Source organism: Lysobacter oryzae DSM 21044, assembly GCF_059568595.1.
In genome coordinates, this window is the sequence record NZ_JCANTQ010000008.1 from 603,303 (window position 1) to 623,359 (window position 20,057).

The following is a 20,057-nucleotide window of genomic DNA, read 5'->3' on the forward strand; positions in this document are numbered from 1 at the left end:
ATCGCGTCCCTTCCGGCATTCACCAGGCCGGAAGGACGGCCATGAAGCTCGCGCTCATGTGGTGACAAACGTCGCTGGAGTGGTCATGCGGCCACGCGGTGAAGCTTTGGATTGCGCCTTTTCAAGGCCTTGAGGCGCGCTACGATAGGTTCATGGAAGGGAGCGCAATGAAACCGGACCTGACACTGCTTTATTCCGAGCTCGGGCTGAAGCCGAACTGCAGCCTGGCCGAACTGCAGCTTGCGTACCGGCGCCGCATTTCCGAACTGCAGCCCCGCACCGCGGACCGCGTGTCGACACCCGAATCGACTGCGGCGCTGCGCAACCTCATCGGGCTGTACACGACCGCCAATCGCTTCCATCGCCGTTACGGGCGCCTGCCCGGGGCTGCCCCGAACCGCGCCCAGGCAGTCCATGCGTCCCACACCGTCGTGTACAGGCCACGCGCGGACTACGCTCCGCCTTCCGACAGCCATGAATCGCCTTCCCCCAGGATCGCGTTGGCGCTGACCATCCTGTTGCTGGTCCTGCTGTTCGTCCTGCTCGCCCTGGCCTCGGGCGAGTGGTTGAGGTAGGCCGCCGGCCGGACGGCGTCGCGGCCACATGCCCGGCACGTGCCACGCGGTGACCGACCGCAGGGCACCGCGCCGTTTGTCGGTTATGGACAACCGATCGCAGCCGGACGGCTGCACGCCTGGGGCATGACTGGACCATGACTATCAACAAGATTTCGATCGGCCGCTGGACCCTCACCGGGCCCCTGCTGATGGCGGCGATCCTGTTCGTCTGCATCAACCTCGGCATGCAGTCGTACCGGCTGATCAGCCATCACGAACACGTGTTCGGGCTGCCCATGTTCAACCTCGACCGCGAGGAGAACATCCCCGCGCTGTTCTCGACCGGACTGCTGCTGATGGCGTCGGCATTGCTTGCCTTCATCGCCGTGCTCGAACGCGCGAACCGCTCGGCGGACGCGTCGAAATGGGCGATCCTTGCGATCGGATTCCTGCTCATGGGCATGGACGAGTCCCTGTCCCTGCACGAGCACATGATCGAGCCGGTGCGGCGGATGCTGGGCGGCCACGAACTGGGAATCTTCTATTTCGCCTGGGTGATTCCCGCGTTCGGACTGGTCATCGCACTGGGCGCGTTCTTCATTCCTTTCATGCTGCGCCTGCCGCGCAGGATCGGACTGGGGATCGCGATCTCCGCCGCGGTCTATCTCACCGGCGCCCTCGGCGTGGAACTGGTCGAAGGCTGGTGGCGCGAGGGGCACGGCCACCGCAACATCACCTACCACCTGATGGTCAGCCTCGAGGAAGGCATGGAGATGATCGGCGTGATCGCCTTCATCCACGTCCTTCTCGCCTACGTGTCGTCGCGCTACCACGAGGTCCGCATCGGTTTCGACGCCGCTACCGCGGCGGATTCCGTCGACCCGGTTTCGGCATCGGAGCAGGTGGCGGTCGCGCCGGCGCTCATCAACTCGGCGACCAGCGGATTGAACACACCTACGGTCTGACCATCCCGTCAGCGCATCAGCGCGAGCCGCGGTGGAACAGCACGACTTCGACCGTCTGCAGCAGGATCAGCAGGTCGAACACGAGGCCGTGGTTCTTCACGTAGAACAGGTCGAAGGTCAGCTTCTCCTCCGCGTCCTGCACTGAGGCCCCGTACGGATAGCGCAACTGCGCCCAGCCGGTCAGGCCGGGCTTCACGCAATGGCGCACGTTGTAATAGCGCACTTCGTTGCGCAGCATGTCGACGAACTGCGGGCGCTCCGGACGCGGCCCGACGAAGCTCATGTCGCCGCGCAGGATGTTGAACAGCTGGGGCAGCTCGTCCAGGCGAGACAGCCGGATGATCCTTCCGACCCGGGTCGTGCGATCGTCGTTGTTGCTGGCCCAACGGGCGACGCCGTCGGCTTCCGCGTCCACGCGCATGCTGCGGAACTTGATCAGTTCGAACGTCCTGCCGTTCTCGCCAATGCGTTCCTGGCGATAGAGGATCGGACCGCGCGACTCCAGCGCGATGCAGGCCGCCACCAGCACCATGAAGGGCCATGCCACCAGCAGCAGCGCGCTGGCCGCGACCAGGTCGAAGAAGCGCTTGTTGAGGCGCCGCGGCACCGAGTGGTCGAAACCGCCGGAGAACGCGAGCCAGGACGGGTCGGCGATGTTCAGCTTGACCATTCCCGCCTCCCGTTCGAAGAACGTGGACAGGTCGGTGACGGTGATCCCGCGCTGCGCGCACTTGAGCATTTCCTCCATCGGCAGCGCGCCGCGCCGCTCGTCGGGGGCAACCACGATTTCATAGACCTGCAACCACTCCGCGATTTCCGAAAGGGTGAAGTCGGTCTTGAGCAGGAGCTTTTCCGGGACCTTTACCGGTTGCCCCGGCACCGGCAGGAACCCGACCACCACGAACGAACGCCGGTCCGCGTTCCGGCGCAGCCGGCTGTTGATGAGATCCGCGTTGGTCCCTGCGCCCAGGACGAGGACCCGGCGGCGGAAGACGTCGGTCTTGAAGAGCCGGTCGACTGCGAGGCGCACCGCCGTGATCGCGATCATGCCCACCATCAGCGCCAGGGCCAGGACGCCGCGGCCGATGTAGGTGACCGGGACCAGGTAGTAGAGCACCAGCAACGCGACCCCGGCGAACGCGAACGACAGCAGCAACCGGATGAGGAATTCCATCCGGTTGTGCCGGACATGCACCTGGTACAGGCCGAACGCGACCATGGACACGGTGATCACGGCCGCGAACACCACGGCCCGCGACGGCGCCGATTCGAAGAAAAGGGCGAAACCCTCTGGATCGCTCAGGAAGCGCAGCCGGGTCGCCGCGAGGACGGACAGCATCAGCAGGCCGAACTCGGCCACCCATAACAGGAACAACGCGCGGCTCTTGCGACTGGCGAGTGCTGTACTCACGGCTTCTCCTGCAGCAGACGATCAATTCGCATGCCGCCCCGTCCTTGCGGATTGCGGAGTCAATGGCATCGAACCAGGACAGATGGGCTCTTCAGGAACAACGGCGTGGATGGCTCATCCCGGCCGCTGATGCATTCGGTGTTCAGTGGCCGTATCGGGCCGTGCCGGCGTAGGGACGCATCACGGCGCTGGCCACGGGCAGGTGCGGCGCGCTGGCGACAGCCGCCATCCAGCGCGGACCGGCGTCCAGCATCTGCACTTTGACCGAGCCGCCGCGCGGCAGCGCGAGTAATGCGCGATCCGGAGCCGCGAAGGTCTGCATCTCGCGTTGCAGGCCGATCCCGGCGGCCTTGAGGTAGGCCTCCTTGCGCACCCACAGCGCGAGCAGTGCCTCGTCGCGCGCCAATCCGGGCAGCGCGGCCAGCCCGACCATGTCGTGCGGGTGGCATACGCGTTCGGCGATTTCGGGGACTACCGGGGCGCGCTCGGTCAGTTCGATGTCCACGCCGACCGGACCTTCGGTGGCGGTGGCCAGCGCCACGCAGTGGTCGGCATGGCTCAGGCTGGTGGTCAGTTGGCTTCCCGCCAGCCGCGGACAGCCCTTGGCGTCGCGGCCGATCGGCACGTCGGATGCATCGCGGCCCAGCGCCTTGGCCAGGAACAGGCGATGCAGCGAATAACCCAGGGCGAGCTGGTCGCGGTCGGTGGGCACCCGCCTGCTCTGCACGCGCCGCAATTCGGCTGCATCCAGCAGCGCATAGGCGTCGGGCAGCCAGGACCACCAGTCGTTGAGATCGAACAGTCCGACATGCACGCCGGTTGCCGCGTGCCAGTCGGGCGTGGGCATCGCGCTTTCGAAGGCGTCGCGCAAGGCGACGTGCCGCATCTTCGAACTCGTGCCCTGATTGATGTCAGCCCGCAGCATCCGCCCTGCCCATAGACGCCGCGTGGGCGCATCTGTCGCCAGTGTTAGGAAGCAACGAGGTGCTGTCGGTGAAGCGGTCAGTTTCCGCCGTATCCGGGAGACTGCTTTAAAAAAGTCGCGCAACTCATTGAAAGCGCAAATCTTAATCCATGAGACTGCATTGTTAGTATTATTGCTAACATGCAGTCGCGCCTTTCCCGATCCGGTTTCCGAGGCACGCCATGGGCACGGTGACGGCGCTTGCCAGGAATACGGCGGGAACCGCCGATCCGCCCTTGCTCGATGGGCTGATTTCCCAGCGTCGGCTCTGGCGCGGGCAATCGCGCGGGACCCTTGCCGCCTTCGAACAGCCCACGGGATGGCCGCTGCTCGACGCCGCCCTGCCCGCCCGCGGCTGGCCTGACGCGGCATTGAGCGAGTTGCTGCTGCAGGCCGACGGCATCGGCGAACTGCAGTTGCTGTGGCCCACGCTCGCACGCCTGAGCAGGCCCAGGGACGGCGTGATCGCGCTGGTAGCGCCTCCGTACCATCCGTATCCGCCGGCCTGGCATGCCGCCGGGGTGCGCCTGGAAGCCTTGCAGGTGATACGCACGAAGACCCCGCGCGATGCGCTGTGGGCCGCCGAGCAATGCCTGCGTTCGGGCGCCTGCCAGGCCGTGCTGTGCTGGCCGCAGCAGGCGGACGATCGCGCCTTGCGGCGATTGCAGGTGGCGGCGGAGACCGGCCAGGCCCTGGGCTTCGCCTTCCGGCCCCTGAAAGCAGCGATCAATCCGTCGCCGGCGGCATTGCGCATCGCCATCGATGCGTCGCCCCGGCAGTTGCGCGTGCTCAAGTGCCGCGGTGGCACGCCACCGGCGCGGGCGATCCCGTTTCCGCAACTGGGGCATCCCGAGCCCATTCCGCCGCCGTTGCGCGCCTCCTCCGTCATCGGACGGGGCGCGCCGCAAGCCGCGACGGTTCCGCTCTTTCCCCTCCCGACCCTGTCCAAGGACGTGCAGGCGATCCATTGCTCCGAGGCCTGACATGCGCTGGGCCTGCCTGTTCCTGCCGCAACTCGCGATCGACGGCGTCCTTCGCCGCCATCCGGATCCGCAGGCGCCGCTGGTGCTGGTCAGCGGACCGGCGCAGCGGCGCGTGCTGCATGCCGTCAACCCGGCCGCGCGCACAGCGGGATTGCGCCCGGGCATGCCGCTGGCGGCGGCGCAGGCACTGGGCGGGAGCTTCGCCATCGCCGAGCACGATCCACGCGACGCCGAACGCTGGCGACAGTTGCTGGCGGCATGGGCGTATCGCTTCAGTTCGCAGGTCAGCACCGACCTTGCGCATGCGATCGTGCTCGAAGTCGGCCACAGCCTGCAGCTGTTCGGTCCGTGGCCGCGCCTGGAAGCGCAGATGCGCGAGGAACTGCAGGCGCTCGGCTTCCGCCATCGCCTGGTCGCCGCGCCCAATCCGCATGCGGCCCGCGTGCTGGCCAATGTGCACGACGGCCTGGCCGTGGGCGACCACGCCTTGCTCAATGCGCTGGGACAGTTGCCGATCGAACGCGCGGGCCTGGCGCCGGAAGTGGCGCATGCCCTGGCGCGGATGGGATTGCGCAAGCTGCGGCAGGCGTTCGCCCTGCCCCGGGATGCGTTGAACCGGCGCTTCCCGCGCGAAGTGCTGCAGCACCTGGATCGATTGCGCGGCGCAGATGCACCGCTGAACTGGTACCAGCCGCCGGACGTGTTCGAGGGCCGCATCGAATTCGACCACGAAGTCGAATCCAGCCAGGCCTTGCTGTTCCCGCTGCGGCGACTGACGGCGGATCTGGCCGCCTTCCTCGCCGGGCGCGACGGCGGCGTGCAGCGCTTCACCGTGGTGCTGGAACACGACGGCATGGTCCATCCCGTGGCCACCAGCGAAATCGAAGTCGGCCTGCTGGCGGCCGAACGCGACCCGGCGATGCTGTTCGAACTCGCACGCGGCCGCATCGAGCAGGCGCAGGTGCCGGCCCCGGTGCGCGGGATGCAGCTGGTGGCCCGCGAATTGCCCGCCTTCGTTCCGGCAGGGCGCGACCTGTTCGATCCGCGGCCACAGCAGGCGGTGCCATGGACGCAATTGCGCGAACGCCTGCGCGCCCGCGTGGGCGACGATGCGGTGCAGGGCGTGGGCTGGCAGCCCGACCACCGGGCCGAGCGCGTGGTGACTGGCATCACCCAGCCGCACCGCACCGCGGTCCTGCCCGACCTGCTCCGTCCCGGCTGGCTGCTGCCGCAGGCCATGCCGCTGCGCGATCGCGTCGAGCGCGTGCTCGCCGGGCCCGAGCGCATCGAATCGGGCTGGTGGGACGAGGCCGAGATCCGGCGCGATTACTACCTCGTCGAGACCGCGGCGGGCCAACGCGCCTGGGCGTTCCGCATCGCCGGCGAACAGGCGGGCCCCTTCATGCTGCATGGGTGGTTCGCATGAAGCCGCTGCCCGCCTACGCCGAACTGCATTGCCTGTCGAACTTCAGCTTCCAGCGCGGCGCCTCCGATGCGCGCGAACTGTTCGAACGCGCCAGGCAGCAGGGTTACGCCGCGCTGGCCATCACCGACGAATGCAGCATGGCCGGCATCGTGCGCGCGTTGGAAGCATCCGAAGCCTGCGACCTCAAGCTGATCGCCGGCAGCGAAATCCGGATCGAGGACGGCCCCAAGCTGGTGCTGCTGGCCGAATCCATCGCCGGGTACCAGCGCCTGTGCCAGCTGATCACCCGCGCACGCAGGCGTGCCGCAAAGGGCGCGTACCGCTGCCTGCGCGAGGATTTCGAAGGAAACCTCGAAGGCCTGCTGGCGTTGTGGATCCCCGCGGCCGAGCCCTGCCCGGACGAAGCCGGATGGGTGAAGGCGAAATTCCCGCAACGTGCCTGGCTCGCGGTCGAACTGCACCGCGGCCCCGACGACACGGGCCGCCTGCAGGCCCTGCAGCGGCTGGCGCGGCAACTGGACATGCCCGCCGTCGCCAGCGGCGACGTGCACATGCATGTCCGCGGCCGCCGCGCCCTGCAGGACACGATGACGGCGATCCGCCTGCACACGACGCTGGCGGAGGCCGGCCATGCCCTGTTCCCCAACGGCGAGCGCCACCTGCGCACCCGCCAGGCGCTGGCCGCGATCTACCCCGGGGAACTGCTGGCCGAATCGGTGCGGATCGCGCAGCGTTGCCGCTTCAGCCTGCGCGACCTGAAGTACCAGTACCCGCACGAACTGGTTCCTGCCGGGCATACCGCCCGCAGTTGGCTGCGCCGCCTCACCGTGGCGGGCATACGCGAGCGCTGGCGCCGGAAAGGATCGGATCGCAGCCAGAAGGCCAAAGCCGTCGAACTGATCCGCAAGGAGCTGCGGATCATCGCCAGGAAGCGCTACGAGTCGTATTTCCTCACCGTGCACGACATCGTCCGCTTCGCCCGCAGCAAGGAGATCCTGTGCCAGGGCCGCGGCTCGGCCGCCAATTCGGCGGTCTGCTATGCGCTGGGCATCACCGAGCTGCAGCCGGGCGAGATGGAATTGCTGTTCGAGCGTTTCGTTTCCGATGAGCGCAACGAACCTCCCGACATCGACGTCGACTTCGAGCACGAGCGCCGCGAAGAAGTCATGCAGTACGTCTTCAACCGCTACGGCCGCGAGCGCGCCGCGCTGACCGCCGTGGCCACCCGCTACCGCGGCCGCAGCGCGGTACGCGACGTGGCCAAGGCGCTGGGCCTGTCCGCGGACCAGGTGGAGGAACTGGCCAAGACCATGGATCGCTGGGGCGAGGAAGTGCCGCCGGCGGAGTTCCTGCGCGAGCACGGCTTCGACCCGGACGCGCCGGTGATGCGGCGGGTCATCGGGCTGACCGACCAGTTGCTGGGTTTCCCGCGGCACCTGTCGCAGCATCCGGGCGGCTTCGTCATCTCCGAGCAGCCGCTCTCGGCGATCGGCCCGATCGAGAACGCGGCGATGGACGACCGCACCGTCCTGCAGTGGGACAAGGACGACCTGGACGTGCTGGGGCTGCTGAAGGTCGACTGCTTGGCCTTGGGCATGCTGACCTGCATCCGCAAGACCTTCGACCTGCTGCGCGAGGGCGGGCGCCGCGAACTCGACATGGATCGCATCCCGCGCGACGACGCGGAAACCTACGCCATGATCCAGGCCGCCGACACCGTGGGCGTGTTCCAGATCGAATCGCGCGCACAGATGGCGATGCTGCCGCGAATCAAGCCGAAGCGGTTCTACGACCTGGTCATCCAGGTGGCGATCGTGCGTCCGGGTCCGATCCAGGGCGACATGGTCCATCCCTACCTGCGCCGTCGCAATGGCGAGGAAGCGGTGGCCTATCCGTCGGAGAAGCTCCGGCACATCTTCGAACGCACGCTCGGCGTGCCGCTGTTCCAGGAGCAGGTGATGCAGCTCGCGGTCGATGCCGCCGGCTACACCCCGGGCGAAGCCGACCAGTTGCGTCGTTCGATGGCCGCCTGGAAGCGTTACGGCGACATGCACGGCCATCGCGAGCGGATCGTCAGCGGCATGCTGAAGAACGGTTACGCGCTGGATTTCGCCGAGCGCATCTTCGAGCAGATCAAGGGCTTCGGCAGTTACGGCTTCCCGGAGTCGCACGCGGCGAGCTTTGCCCTGCTCGCCTACGCCAGCAGCTGGCTGAAGCGGCACGAGCCGGTGGCATTCGCCGCCGCCCTGATCAATTCGCAGCCGATGGGGTTCTATTCGCCCAGCCAGATCGTGCAGGACGCGCGGCGCCACGGCATCGAAGTCCGGCCGATCGACGTGCGCTACAGCCACTGGGATTGCACGCTGGAATCCCATTCGCAGGATCGCCGCGTGCAACCGGCGTTGCGCCTGGGCTTGCGCATGGCCAACGGCTTCCGCGAGGACGCGGCCCGGCGCATCGAGTCCGCGCGGGCGCGGCGGGCTTTCGACGACGTGAGCGACCTGTGCCTGCGCGCGGACCTCGACCAGCGCCTGCGCGGGATCCTCGCCGATGCCGCGGCGCTACGCGGATTGGCCGGTCATCGGCACCGGGCACGCTGGGCCGCCGCTGGCGTGGAAGCACAGCTGCCGCTGCTCGATCCGCTTGGCGCAATCGCGGAGACGACCATCTCCCTGCCGCTGCCGAGCGCGGCCGAGGATGTCCGCGCCGATTACGCGATGACGGGCCTGACCCTCGGCAAGCATCCGTTGAGCTTCCTGCGCGCCACGCTGCGTGCCCGTCGCTTCAAGCGCTCTTCCGAACTGCGCACGATGAAGCATGGCCAGCGCGTCAGCTTCGCCGGCCTGGTCACCATGCGCCAGCGGCCGCAGACCGCGAGCGGCGTCACCTTCATCACCCTCGAGGACGAGGATGGCCTGGTCAATGCGGTGGTCTGGCAACACGTGGCCGAACGCCAGCGCCGCGAGTTCCTCGAATCCAGGCTGATGGCCATCGAGGGCCGGATCGAGCACGCCGACGGCGTGCAGCACCTGATCGCCACGCGCCTGGAAAACCTGACCCCGCTGTTGTCCGGCCTGGCCACGAGTTCGCGCGATTTCCACTAGCGCGGCGACGTTGCCGCGGCTTGGCGTCAACGCCCCCCGCCACTGCGGAAGATCGACCACAGCAGCCATATCCCGGCCAGCGAGGCGCCGATGAAACCCAACAGACCGAAGAACGACAGCCCCAGCAAGGTCGGCCCGCCTTCCACGGTCATCGCGATCGACGAACCCACGATCAGCGCGGCGATCACCATGCTGCCGGCGAGCCGGTTTGCCGCATGGCTGACGTCGCGGCCGAACTCGTGGATCTCGTCGACCTGCATGTGCAGGCGCGCCCCGCCACCGCGCAGCGATCGCGACAGGCGCCGCAGGTCGCGCGGAATCGACGCCAGCAGGACCGCCGTATCCGTCATGGCCCGCGCACCGCGCCGCGCCAGCGCACCCGGTGCGAACTGGCTGGCCATCGCCCGGCGCAGGAAGGGCCGCGCCTGCCGCGCCATGTCGAAGCCCGGATCGAGGCTGCGCCCGAGGCCATCCAGCGTCAGGCAGACCTTGATCAGCAACGCCAGGTCGGCAGGCAGCGCCAGGCGATGCATCCGCAGCAATGCGGTGGTCTCCAGCAGCATGCCGGCCAGGTTGAGTTCCGCCAGCGGCAAGCCGTGGTAGCGGTCGATGAAGGCGTCGATGTCGATCGCCAGTTGTTCTTCGTCGACGTCCGAACGCCCCGTCCAGTCGAGCAGGATTTCGGTGACGCGCTCGGCGTCGCGCTCGACCAGGCCGAACAGCAGGCTCACCACCTCCATGCGCCTGGCCTGGGAGAGGCGCCCGACCATGCCGAAGTCGATCACGGCAATGCGCCCGTCGCGCAGCACGAACACGTTGCCCGGATGGGGATCGGCGTGGAAGAAGCCGTCCTCCAGCATCATCTTCAACACCAGCTGCGCACCAGTCCGCGCCACCTGGCGACGGTCGACGCCGGCCGCTTCCAGCGCCGCCAGGTCGGCGACCGGGATGCCATCGACGTAGTCCTGCACGTTCATGCGTTCGTTCGAATACGGCCAGTACACCGACGGCACCATCACGCGCGGATCGCCGGCAAAGCTGGCGGCGATCCGTTCGGCGTGGCGGCACTCCGCGGCCAGGTCCAGTTCCCTTGTCAGCGAGGCCTGGAATTGCCGCACCATGCCCAGCGGATGGAAACGGCGCAGGTCGGGAAACCTGGCTTCGATCTTCCGCGCGGCGTACTGCAGCAGGCGCAGGTCGGCTTCGATCAGCGGGCGGATGCCCGGGCGACGCACCTTGGCCACCACCTCGCGTCCGTCGCGCAAGCGGGCACGATGCACCTGCGCGATCGAGGCCGCCGCCAGCGGTCGCGGGTCGATGGACTCGAAAGCGGCTTCCGGCGCGATGCCCAATGCCTCGAGCATCTCCTGGCGCAGCGCCTCGAACGGTACGGAGGGCACCGCATTCTGCAGGCGGCTGAACTCGGCGATCCATTCCGGCGGGAACAGGTCCACGCGCGTCGCCATCACCTGCCCCAGCTTGACGAAGCACGGCCCCATCTCCTCCAGCGCGCGACGCACGCGCACGTGTGCCGGCAGTTCGACCAGTTCGGGCAGGTGTCCCAGCGGCACCAGTTTTCCCGCCCGCACCAGGGCCTGCGACAAACCCAGCCGGCGCAGGAAATCCCCGAACCCGTAACGGATGAGAACGGATGCAAGTGCCTGCAACCGTCCTGCGTCGTGTGCGGCGATCAGCGTGTCCCACATGCACCGGTCCTCGTGTGGCCATCGCGGCGGCGCGTGCGCGCAGGCGAGCGGCTGCTGAACAGGCTATGCGCCCGGCCGGGGACGCGATTTGATCCTGGTCAACGCTTCGCCCTGCCTCGTCCGCCGGAAGGTTGATGCAGATCAACGGCGCTGCGGCCATTGGATCGAACACTGCCCGCGTCCCATCCAACGGATCACCGCTCATGTTCCCCAAGGACCTGGTCGTATTCCTCGAGCCCAGCCAGGATGGCTGCGGCCCGCGCCTGGCCTTCGCGGCGGCACTGGCCAGGCAGTGGGCGGCGCACCTGGTCGCCACCTTCGTGACGCAACCGCTCGTGCTCGAGCCGCACGCGGACTTCGCGGTGGGACCGGCATTGACCGAGCTCCTGGCCACGCACCGCGCCTCGACCGAAACCGCGCTGGCGCGCGCCCGCGCGGACTTCGATGCCCTGGTCGAACGGCGCAGCTTCACCGCCGAATGGCGCGTGTCCGCCAACGAACCGGTCGACGCGATGATGCTGCACGCCAGGCATGCAAGCCTGGCGATCCTCGGGCCGCCCGCGCGACAACGCCGTTCCACCACGATGCTGGGGCTGGCGGAAAGCATGATCCTGGCGTCGGGCCGGCCAAGCCTGCTGGTGCCGGACGGATGGCCGGCCGGCGAGCCGGCGCGGCGCGTCGTGGTCGGCTGGAACGGCGGGCGCGAAGCGACCCGCGCGATCGCCGATGCGATGCCCTTCCTGGCCGCGGCCGATTCGGTTCGCCTGGTCGTGGTGCAGGATGCCCGCACCCGGGCGCTGTTCGGCGAAGACCCGGGCGCAGACATGGCCGCGCACCTGGCGCGCCATGGCGTGCCGGTCATCGTCGACCAATACGAGGACGCGGATGCGGGCGTGGCACTGCTGCGGCAAGGCGAAGCCGTCGACGCCGACCTGCTGGTGATGGGCGCCATGGGCCGCTCGCGGATCAGCGAATTCGTTTTCGGCGGCGCCACGCGGACCGTGCTGGACAACGCCCGGCTGCCGGTGCTGCTGTCGAGTTGAGTCGCGGGCCCTTGGGCGGCAACCATGTCGTACGCGATGGTGTTGCACGGACCGCATCAGCCGTTGGTCGCGACCGCGCGGGCCATCCCTGCGCCCGCGCCCGACGAGGTGCTGGTGCGCGTGGAGGCCTGCGGCGTCTGCCGCACCGACCTGCATGTCGTCGATGGCGAACTTCCGCAGGCGCGCTACCCGATCGTGCCCGGGCATGAAGTCGTCGGCCGCGTGCAGGCCGCAGGCGCCGGAGTCCGCGAGCTGCGGGCCGGGGAGCGCGTCGGCATTCCCTGGCTCGCGTCGACGTGCGGGCGATGCGAGTACTGCCTGGAGCAGCACGAGAACCTGTGCGACTTCGCCGAGTTCACCGGATGCAGCCGCGATGGCGGCTATGCGACCCATGCGGTCGCCAAGGCCGGCTACTGCGTGAAACTGGATGCGCGCTGGCCCGACCCGGTCGCGGCGGCGCCCCTGCTGTGCGCCGGCCTGATCGGTTGGCGGGCCCTGAATGCCGCGGGCGCCTGCCGGCGCCTGGGCATTTACGGCTTCGGCGCCGCCGCGCACATCGTCACCCAGCTCGCCTGCCGGCAGGGAAAGCAGGTCTTCGCGTTCACGCGCCCGGGCGACCAGGCCACGCAGGCGTTCGCGCAGGCGCTGGGGGCGGCGTGGGCCGGCGATTCTGACCGGCCGCCGCCGCAGCGGCTGGATGCCGCCATCCTCTTCGCCCCGGTGGGCGAACTCGTGCCGCTGGCCCTGCAGGCGGTGCGCAAGCGCGGGCGCGTGGTGTGCGCGGGCATCCACATGAGCGATATCCCGCGATTTCCCTACCGCCTGCTGTGGGAGGAACGCGAGCTGCTGTCGGTCGCCAACCTCACCCGCGAAGACGCGCGTTCCTTCTTCGCCCAAGCCGCTGAGGCGGGCGTGCGCACGCACGTGACGTGCTTCCGCCTGGCCGACGCCAATCGCGCGCTGGAGGCCTTGCGCAGCGGCCGGATCGAGGGCGCCGCGGTGCTGGTTCCCGACGCGGATGCGGCTCCGGCCGCGGGGTTATAGTCCCGTCGGCGGCATGGATGCGCCCTACCTCAGCATTCGCATCCCATGTCCGCTCTCCGCAGTCCAGCACGAACCGTCCGCAGGCGCCTTGCCGGCACCCTCCTGTTCGCGCTTGCCGCGACCTCGGCGGCAGCGCCGCCCGGCCCCGCCCCCGCACCCGCCCCCGTCCTGCTGCCCTCGCTGCGCGCGGCCGCGCCCGGGCTGGATTCCAGGGTGCTCGCGATGGCGCTGGAGGCGCGCGATTGCGCCGCACGGCAGGGCCTGCTGGCCTCCGACGCGCAGCGCCTGGCGGTGATCGACTACACGCGTCCCTCCGTCGAGACACGACTGTGGGTGTTCGACCTGGCCAAGCCCGGCCTGCTGTTTGCCGAACTCGTCGCCCACGGCCGCGGGACCGGCGACAACCTGGCCAGCCGCTTTTCCAACGACGACGGCAGCCACCAGTCGAGCCTGGGCCTGTTCCGCACGGCCGAGAGTTACACCGGCGGGAACGGCTATTCCCTGCGCATGGACGGCCTCGAGCCGGGCTTCAACGATCACGCCCGCGATCGGTCCATCGTCATGCACGGCGCCTGGTACGTCGATTCCAGCCTGGCCGCGCGGCAGGGCCGACTGGGTCGCAGCCACGGCTGTCCCGCCGTGCGTCCGACGATCGCGCGGCCGCTGATCGATTCCCTGAAGCATGGGCAGCTCGTGTTCGCGTACTACCCGGATCCGGATTGGCTCGCGCGTTCGCAGCTGCTGCGGTGCGCCCCGCCGGGCGCCGGGCGGGAACGCGAGAGCTCCATTCCCTCAGGGATGCGCTGAGAACGGGTACTCGCGGAAGATCTGCTGCACGGCCTGCTCGATGGCGGCCTCGCGGTTCCTGTAGACCCTCGCCGTGACGGGGCCCGTCGCGATCCCTTCCCACACGAGTTGCGCCCGCGCCGCGTCGACGACGTCGATGTTCAAGGTGCCCTCCTTGAACTGGTCGACTTCGACGTCGTACGCGCGCCAGGTGGCGTAGCTGCGATACCCGTAGTACTCCGACGGCGGCAGCGGCGTGCGGCTGACATGGATGCGGTCGGTCAGGTTGGCGTTGAAGTTGATCTTCAACTGCGGATTGTCTTCGGCATAGACATACCCGCGCGCCTCCATTTCCTTCCGCGTCGCGGCCTTCAGGGTCTGCGTGACCAGGGTTTCGTAACCGGCGCGATCGGTCCCGACGACGTCGAAGAAGCCGAACGTGCGGTAGCGCGAAAAATCGACCTGGCGGTCGTACTCGGCCCGCACCGCCGGCACGCTGGCGCATGCGGCCACGCTGGCCAGGACCACGCCGGCGAGCGCATGGCGAAAACGCACGGCCATGCCGGATCGATGCAGCGACGCCACGGCGGCCAAGGCACTGCGCCGGGCGCCGCCAGCCGTGGCGGCGAATGACCTGCGATTCATGGGGCACCTTTCGTTGAATGCGTACGGCGCAGGCTACCGCTGCCCGCGCGTGGCCCTTTGACCTGGATCAACGATGCGATGGCGGCCGCCGGAACCGTGCAACGACTTGGTCGTCGCCAGCCCGCGTTGCGACCGCTGCGCGCAGCCCGCGTGCCGGTGCCGAGTTTGACGCAGGTCAATGGCCGCCATGCCCGCGGGTGGGATGGTCGCTGCATCCCACGCACGAAGAGGCAGGCCATGATCAGGGACATCCTGTTCCCGGTGACCGGAACCAGCGGCGAGGAAAACGCGATCGCCGGCGCAATCGCACTCGCGTCCGAATACAACGCACACCTGTCGCTGGTGGTCCCGCTGAGCGTGCCACCGCCGGTGGCCGGGCCCTGGGGTGCATCGGACCTGGTCCTCGATGAAATGCTTACCCTGGTGAGCGGCGAGGCCGAAGCCAGGGCGACGCAACTGCGCAACAGGCTAAGCAACGAGAGCATCTCCTGGGAGGTCCGGATCGCCAATGCCGGCTTTTCCGATCCCGCCCATGTCCTGGCGCGGCATGCGCGTTATGCCGACCTGAGCGTGATGGCCGCCACCAAACCGGGTGCGAACGATGGCGCCGTGGTCCGGGCCTTCTTCAGCGCCATGCTGTTCGAGTCCGGGCGGCCCGTCCTGGTGATTCCCGCGGCCCCGCCGACATTGCCGATACGGCGCACCGTGCTCGCCTGGCGGCCCACGCGTGAGTCGGTGCGCGCCCTGAACGACGCGCTGTTCCTGCTCGGGAGCGGCAGCAGTTTCGACGCGGTGACCATCAACGAGCCGGGAATGGGCGAACGCGCGGACATCGAGATCGGAACCCACCTGGCGCGGCACGGCCTGCAGGTCAACGCCGCCAGCGTTTCCAGCGCCGGCGAAACGGTCGCGGCCGCGCTGTTGCGCCACGCCAGCGAGACCGACGCACAGCTGCTGGTCGCCGGCGGCTACGGACATTCGCGCCTGCGCGAATGGATGCTGGGCGGCACCACGCGCGAGCTGCTCGAGACCGCCCGCGTTCCAGTCCTGTTCTCGCACTGAGCGTTGCGGCGCACGGCGCAGGGATTCCCGACGTGACCACCCGCCTGTCGCCCCAAGCCGCGCCGGCGCAGGAAGCGTTCCGCGTCCACCAGCTGACCAAGGTCTACCGCAACGGCGAAGTCGAGGTACACGCGCTGCGCGGCATCGACCTGGTGCTGCGCGAGGGCGAGTTCGTGGTTCTGCTGGGGCCTTCCGGCAGCGGCAAGTCGACGCTGCTCAACATCCTTGGCGGCCTGGATGTCCCCACCGGCGGCGAACTCTGGTATCGCGACCACCGCCTGCATGGCGCGGACGAGCAGGAACTCACGCGCTTCCGCCGCGAGCACGTGGGGTTCGTCTTCCAGTTCTACAACCTGATCCCAAGCCTGACCGCGCTGGAAAACGTGGCCCTGGTCACCGAGATCGCGAGCGACCCCATGCCCGCGTCCGAGGCGCTCGCGCGGGTCGGCCTCGACAAGCGCATGGGTCATTTCCCCTCGCAGTTGTCGGGCGGCGAGCAGCAACGCGTCGCGATCGCGCGTGCGATCGCCAAGCGCCCCGATGTCCTGCTCTGCGACGAGCCCACCGGCGCGCTGGATGCCGCCACGGGCGTGCAGGTCCTGGACGCCCTCGAAACGGTGAACCGCGCCCTGGGCACGACGACCCTGGTCATCACCCACAACGCCGACATCGCGCGGCTCGCGCACCGGGTGCTGTACCTGGGCGACGGCCGCATCGCGCGTGAAACGGTCAACGCGACGCGCGTGCCCGCACTGGAGCTGTCGTGGTGAGCATGCTCGCGCGCAAGCGCTGGCGCGACCTGTGGCATCTGCGGGGCCAGGTGCTGGCCGTCGTGCTCGTCGCCGCGGTCGGCGTCGCCAACCTGGTGATGTCGCGCGCGACGCTGGAGTCGCTGGAGGCCAGCCGCGACCGCTACTACCGCGAATATGCCTTCGCCGACGTATTCGCCGGGGTAAAGCGCGCGCCCGAAAGCGTGGCGCTGCGCTTGGCCGCGATCCGCGGCATTGCGTTGGTCGACACCCGGATCACCGCCTTCGGCCGGGCCGAGTTGCCCGGCTACGACGAACCGATCCGGGTGCAGGCGCTGAGCACGCCGGAATTCGAGGCCCTGCGCCTCAACCGCCTGCACCTGCGCAGTGGCCGCGCGCCGGAGCCGGGCGAACGCAATACGCTTGCGGTAAGCGACGCGTTTGCACAGGCGCACCGGCTGCATCCGGGCGACGGCCTGACCCTGGTCCTGCACGGGCGGCGGCAACGCTTCCGGATCGTTGGCATCGGCGCGACGCCGGAGTTCATCGCGCAGATGGCGCCCGCGACGATCTTTCCGGATGCGCGCCGGTTCGCCGTGGTGTGGATTCCACGCCCGGCCCTGGCCGCGGCCATCGACATGGACGGGGCGTTCAACAGCGTGACCTTCGCGCTCGAACCGCGCGCCCGCCAGGAACAGGTGATCGCCGGCATCGACCGGGTGCTGGCCCGGTACGGAGGCACCGGCGCGATCGGGCGCGAGGACCAGCCGTCGCATCGCTACCTGAGCGAGGAATTCCGCCAGTTGCGCACCATGGCGCGGGTGTTCCCCGCGGTGTTCCTGAGCGTCTCCGCGTTCGTGCTGTACGTCGTGCTGGGGCGGCTGGTCACGGGGCAGCGCGAACAGATCGGGACGCTGAAGGCGTTCGGTTTCACCCAGGGCGAGATCTGGCGGCACTACGCCGGCTTTGCGCTGCTGGTCGGCGTGATCGGCGCCGTGCTGGGCGTGGCGCTGGGCGCCCGGCTGGGGAGCGCGATGGCCGACCTGTATCGCGAGTTCTACCGCCTGCCCTTCCTCGACTTCCATCTTTCGTTCGGGGCCCTGGCGCTGGCGCTGGCGGTGAGCCTGGGCAGCGCGCTGCTCGGTGCCACCCTGCCCGTGCTGGCGGCGGTGCGGCTCGCCCCGGCGGAAGCCATGCGGCCGGAAGTGCCCTGGAAAGGCGCGGTCCCGCGCCTGGTGAAAGCATTCCGGCTGGAGCGCCTGAGCCAGGCGCATCGCCTGATCGCGCGCAACGTGCAACGCCGGCCCGTGCGCACGCTGATGACCTGGGTCGGCCTCGCGCTGGGCACCGCGATCATGATGATGGGACGGTTCCAGAACGATGCCATCGACGACATCGTCAACCGCCAGTACCGGCAGGCCGAACGGCACGACGTGACAGTCGCGTTCTTCGAAGCGCTGGGGCCGCGCACGCTGCACGAACTGGAGGCGCTGCCCGGCGTGCACACCGTGGAGAGCGAGCGCATCGTGCCGGTGCTGGTCCGCCACCGCGCCGCCAGTTACCGCACCGTGGTGCGCGGGCTCACGCCGGGCGCGACCCTTCGGCGCACGCTCGACCGCGAAGGCCGGCTCATCCGCATGCCACCGCGCGGCGTGGTGCTCACCGATTACCTGGCGCGGATGCTGGGTGCACGCCCGGGCGATCCCGTCGAACTGGTGACGCTCGATGGCCGCCGCCGCGTGGTGCGCCTGCCGCTGGCCGGCGTGGTGGGCGAGCCTTTCGGGGCGCAGGCGTACCTGCCGCAGGAGACGCTGGATCGCGTCATGGGCGAAGGCGAGCGCGTCTCCGGCGCCGTGCTTACCGCGGATGCCAACGCCCTGCCCGGACTGTTGCGTGAACTGCAGCGGAGGCCGGCGATCGCGGGCATCGACGAACGCCTCGCGGGCATCCGCAATTTCTACGAAGGCATGGCCAACACGATCCTGACCTTCACCCTGATCGCGACCGCGTTCGGCATCGTGATCACGGCGGGCGTGGTCTACAGCAGCGCCCGTGTGGCCCTCTCGGAACGCGCGCGCGACCTCGCGAGCCTGCGCATCCTGGGCTTCACCGAGTCGGAAGTCGGTTACCTGCTGCTCGGCGAACTGGCGCTGCTTACCGTGCTGGCAATCCCACTGGGCTTCCTGCTGGGGCACGGCTTCATTGCCTTGCTGGTGCTAGGGTACGACTCGGACCTGTTCCGGATTCCGCACTACGTCAGCGCTTCCACGTACGGCATCGCCGGAGTGACGACCCTGCTGACGGCGCTGGTGTGCGGGGCGCTGATCCGGCGCCGGATCAGCCGGTTGGACCTGATCGGCGTGCTCAAGGCTCGCGACTGAGGGGATGCGATGCGGCTGGCCAAACCCACCCGACCGCTGTACCTGGTGCTGGCGGTCGCGCTGGTGGCGCTTGCGCTGTGGGGGTTCTGGCCACGCGCCGCACCGGTGGAAGTGGCGCAGGTCGTGCGCGGGCCATTGAGCGTCACGTTCACCGAAGAAGGCCGCACGCGCCTGCGCGACCGCTACCTGGTCAGCGCGCCGCTGGACGGCGTGGTGGAGCGGATCACGCTGGAACCCGGGGATGCCGTCGCCGCCGGCAAGCAGGTCGCGCTGTTGCGACCGGCGAACGCCGCCCTGTTCGATCCCTCCAGCCGCACCGAGGCCGAAGCGCGCTGGCGCGCCGCCGACGACGATCTGGATGCGGCCGTCGCCGCGACCGCCGCGGCAGTCGCCCTGCGCGACCGACTCGACGCGGCGCGGCGTCGCGCCGAATCGCTCGCGCGGCAAAAGCTGATCGCCAGCGACCAGCTCGACGAGGCGCGCGCGCAATCCACCGCGGCCGCCGCCAACGTGCGCAGCGCGCAGGCGCGCGCGCAGGCCGCGCGGATCCGGCGCGACAGCGCGAAGGCGGTGCTTGCGTTGCAGGGCAGCGCATCGCGGACGCAGGGCAATCGCCTGCCACTGCTGTCGCCGATCGACGGCCGCGTCATCCGACGCTTCATCGAAAGCGAAAGCCCCGTGCGCGCCGGCCAGTCGTTGCTGGAGCTGGGCGACCCGCGCGCACTGGAAGTCATCGTCGAAGCGCTGACGTCCGACGCGGTGCGGGTGGCTCCCGGCACCGGCGTGCGCCTGTTGCGCTGGGGTGGAAGTGCTCCGCTGGAGGGCACCGTGCAGACCATCGAGCCGGGCGGTTTCACCAAGATCTCGGCGCTGGGCGTGGAGGAGCAGCGCGTGTTGATCGTGGTCGCGCTGCCGGACGCCAGCCGCTATCCGACCTTGGGTGATGGCTTCCGGGTCGAAGCCGAGTTCCGGGTGTGGCATGCGGAAGACGTGCTCTCGATCCCGGTGGCGGCGCTGTTCCGCGATGGCGACGAGTGGGCGACCTATGCCGTCGAACAAGGCCGCGCCCGTTTGCGCCGGGTACGGATCGGCCAGATGGGCGATGCCGCCGCGGAGGTCCGTGGCGGCCTCGAACAAGGTGCGCAGGTCGTGCTCTACCCCGACGACAGCCTGCACGACGGCATGCGGGTGCGACCGTCGCCATCGAAGGCACCGGTGCCGCGGTGAAGGC

The 20,057-nt window shown here is 69.1% G+C and carries 15 protein-coding genes and 1 pseudogene; 12 read left to right on the plus strand and 4 right to left on the minus strand.

Annotation, left to right across the window (positions count from 1 at the left end; translation table 11 throughout):
* Window positions 1-167: 167 nt before the first annotated feature.
* Entirely contained in the window at window positions 168-575 is a 408-nt protein-coding gene (locus BP05_RS02985) for a hypothetical protein (protein ID WP_496360273.1), read from the plus strand.
* 137 nt (window positions 576-712) lie between these two features.
* Window positions 713-1,522 carry a DUF8692 domain-containing protein gene (locus BP05_RS02990; protein ID WP_496360275.1) on the plus strand — a complete coding sequence of 270 codons (810 nt, stop codon included), beginning with the start codon at window positions 713-715 and terminating at the stop codon, window positions 1,520-1,522.
* A gap of 16 nt (window positions 1,523-1,538) precedes the next feature.
* On the opposite strand, the gene BP05_RS02995 is transcribed toward BP05_RS02990, so the two are convergent.
* Together BP05_RS02995 and BP05_RS03000 are read right to left on the minus strand one after the other, a co-directional pair.
* Window positions 1,539-2,933: a TIGR03013 family XrtA/PEP-CTERM system glycosyltransferase gene (locus BP05_RS02995; RefSeq protein WP_496360277.1), complete on the minus strand. Its 1,395-nt coding sequence runs from the start codon at window positions 2,931-2,933 to the stop codon at window positions 1,539-1,541.
* Between the two features lie 142 nt (window positions 2,934-3,075).
* On the minus strand, window positions 3,076-3,819 hold the full coding sequence (locus tag BP05_RS03000) for a 4'-phosphopantetheinyl transferase family protein (protein WP_496360279.1): 744 nt from the start codon (window positions 3,817-3,819) through the stop codon (window positions 3,076-3,078).
* Between the two features lie 260 nt (window positions 3,820-4,079).
* Here BP05_RS03000 and imuA point away from each other — a divergent pair.
* From imuA to BP05_RS03015, 3 genes and pseudogenes are all read left to right on the plus strand, one after another.
* Window positions 4,080-4,727 (plus strand): annotated as a pseudogene (imuA, locus tag BP05_RS03005) (translesion DNA synthesis-associated protein ImuA); the annotation flags it as partial.
* 154 nt (window positions 4,728-4,881) lie between these two features.
* Window positions 4,882-6,306, plus strand: coding sequence for a Y-family DNA polymerase (locus BP05_RS03010; RefSeq protein ID WP_496360281.1), 1,425 nt, complete (start codon window positions 4,882-4,884; stop codon window positions 6,304-6,306).
* Entirely contained in the window at window positions 6,303-9,410 is a 3,108-nt protein-coding gene (locus BP05_RS03015; RefSeq protein WP_496360283.1) for an error-prone DNA polymerase, read from the plus strand. Before BP05_RS03010 ends, BP05_RS03015 begins: the two co-directional genes overlap by 4 nt.
* A 26-nt stretch (window positions 9,411-9,436) precedes the next feature.
* Here the strand turns inward: BP05_RS03015 and BP05_RS03020 are convergent, their stop codons facing one another.
* Window positions 9,437-11,116 carry an ABC1 kinase family protein gene (locus BP05_RS03020; RefSeq protein WP_496360285.1) on the minus strand — a complete coding sequence of 560 codons (1,680 nt, stop codon included), beginning with the start codon at window positions 11,114-11,116 and terminating at the stop codon, window positions 9,437-9,439.
* Window positions 11,117-11,319: 203 nt separating this feature from the next.
* Here BP05_RS03020 and BP05_RS03025 point away from each other — a divergent pair, with 203 nt between their 5' ends.
* Genes BP05_RS03025 through BP05_RS03035 form a run of 3 tightly spaced genes read left to right on the plus strand, consistent with a single transcriptional unit; the run spans window position 11,320 to window position 14,010 of the window.
* Window positions 11,320-12,159, plus strand: coding sequence for a universal stress protein (locus tag BP05_RS03025; RefSeq protein ID WP_496360287.1), 840 nt, complete (start codon window positions 11,320-11,322; stop codon window positions 12,157-12,159).
* A 24-nt stretch (window positions 12,160-12,183) separates the two neighbouring features.
* A complete protein-coding gene (locus BP05_RS03030; RefSeq protein ID WP_496360289.1) occupies window positions 12,184-13,203 on the plus strand; it encodes a zinc-dependent alcohol dehydrogenase family protein in 1,020 nt (339 codons plus the stop codon).
* Between the two features lie 45 nt (window positions 13,204-13,248).
* Window positions 13,249-14,010 carry a murein L,D-transpeptidase catalytic domain family protein gene (locus BP05_RS03035; protein WP_496360291.1) on the plus strand — a complete coding sequence of 254 codons (762 nt, stop codon included), beginning with the start codon at window positions 13,249-13,251 and terminating at the stop codon, window positions 14,008-14,010.
* Here BP05_RS03035 and BP05_RS03040 read toward each other — a convergent pair.
* Window positions 13,996-14,634, minus strand: coding sequence for a DUF4136 domain-containing protein (locus tag BP05_RS03040; protein WP_496360293.1), 639 nt, complete (start codon window positions 14,632-14,634; stop codon window positions 13,996-13,998). The genes BP05_RS03035 and BP05_RS03040 overlap by 15 nt on opposite strands.
* A gap of 237 nt (window positions 14,635-14,871) precedes the next feature.
* On the opposite strand from BP05_RS03040, the gene BP05_RS03045 reads away from it, so the two are divergent.
* The 4 genes from BP05_RS03045 to BP05_RS03060 are packed head-to-tail and all read left to right on the plus strand — an operon-like array spanning window position 14,872 to window position 20,053.
* Window positions 14,872-15,696, plus strand: coding sequence for a universal stress protein (locus tag BP05_RS03045; protein ID WP_496360295.1), 825 nt, complete (start codon window positions 14,872-14,874; stop codon window positions 15,694-15,696).
* Between the two features lie 32 nt (window positions 15,697-15,728).
* Window positions 15,729-16,466: an ABC transporter ATP-binding protein gene (locus BP05_RS03050; RefSeq protein WP_496360297.1), complete on the plus strand. Its 738-nt coding sequence runs from the start codon at window positions 15,729-15,731 to the stop codon at window positions 16,464-16,466.
* A gap of 2 nt (window positions 16,467-16,468) precedes the next feature.
* Window positions 16,469-18,826 (plus strand): ABC transporter permease, encoded by a 2,358-nt coding sequence (locus tag BP05_RS03055; protein WP_496360631.1) that lies wholly within the window; start codon window positions 16,469-16,471, stop codon window positions 18,824-18,826.
* A gap of 9 nt (window positions 18,827-18,835) precedes the next feature.
* Window positions 18,836-20,053, plus strand: a complete 1,218-nt coding sequence (locus BP05_RS03060) for an efflux RND transporter periplasmic adaptor subunit (RefSeq protein ID WP_496360299.1) — start codon at window positions 18,836-18,838, stop codon at window positions 20,051-20,053.
* Window positions 20,054-20,057: the final 4 nt, after the last annotated feature.

Coding starts and splice junctions, on each gene's coding strand:
- BP05_RS02985 (WP_496360273.1), top strand. CDS start 168: ATGAAACCGGACCTGACACTGCTTTATTCCGAGCTCGGGCTGAAGCCG.
- BP05_RS02990 (WP_496360275.1), top strand. CDS start 713: ATGACTATCAACAAGATTTCGATCGGCCGCTGGACCCTCACCGGGCCC.
- BP05_RS03000 (WP_496360279.1), bottom strand. CDS start 3,819: ATGCGGCACGTCGCCTTGCGCGACGCCTTCGAAAGCGCGATGCCCACG.
- BP05_RS03010 (WP_496360281.1), top strand. CDS start 4,882: ATGCGCTGGGCCTGCCTGTTCCTGCCGCAACTCGCGATCGACGGCGTC.
- BP05_RS03015 (WP_496360283.1), top strand. CDS start 6,303: ATGAAGCCGCTGCCCGCCTACGCCGAACTGCATTGCCTGTCGAACTTC.
- BP05_RS03020 (WP_496360285.1), bottom strand. CDS start 11,116: ATGTGGGACACGCTGATCGCCGCACACGACGCAGGACGGTTGCAGGCA.
- BP05_RS03025 (WP_496360287.1), top strand. CDS start 11,320: ATGTTCCCCAAGGACCTGGTCGTATTCCTCGAGCCCAGCCAGGATGGC.
- BP05_RS03030 (WP_496360289.1), top strand. CDS start 12,184: ATGTCGTACGCGATGGTGTTGCACGGACCGCATCAGCCGTTGGTCGCG.
- BP05_RS03035 (WP_496360291.1), top strand. CDS start 13,249: ATGTCCGCTCTCCGCAGTCCAGCACGAACCGTCCGCAGGCGCCTTGCC.
- BP05_RS03040 (WP_496360293.1), bottom strand. CDS start 14,634: ATGAATCGCAGGTCATTCGCCGCCACGGCTGGCGGCGCCCGGCGCAGT.
- BP05_RS03045 (WP_496360295.1), top strand. CDS start 14,872: ATGATCAGGGACATCCTGTTCCCGGTGACCGGAACCAGCGGCGAGGAA.
- BP05_RS03055 (WP_496360631.1), top strand. CDS start 16,469: ATGCTCGCGCGCAAGCGCTGGCGCGACCTGTGGCATCTGCGGGGCCAG.
- BP05_RS03060 (WP_496360299.1), top strand. CDS start 18,836: ATGCGGCTGGCCAAACCCACCCGACCGCTGTACCTGGTGCTGGCGGTC.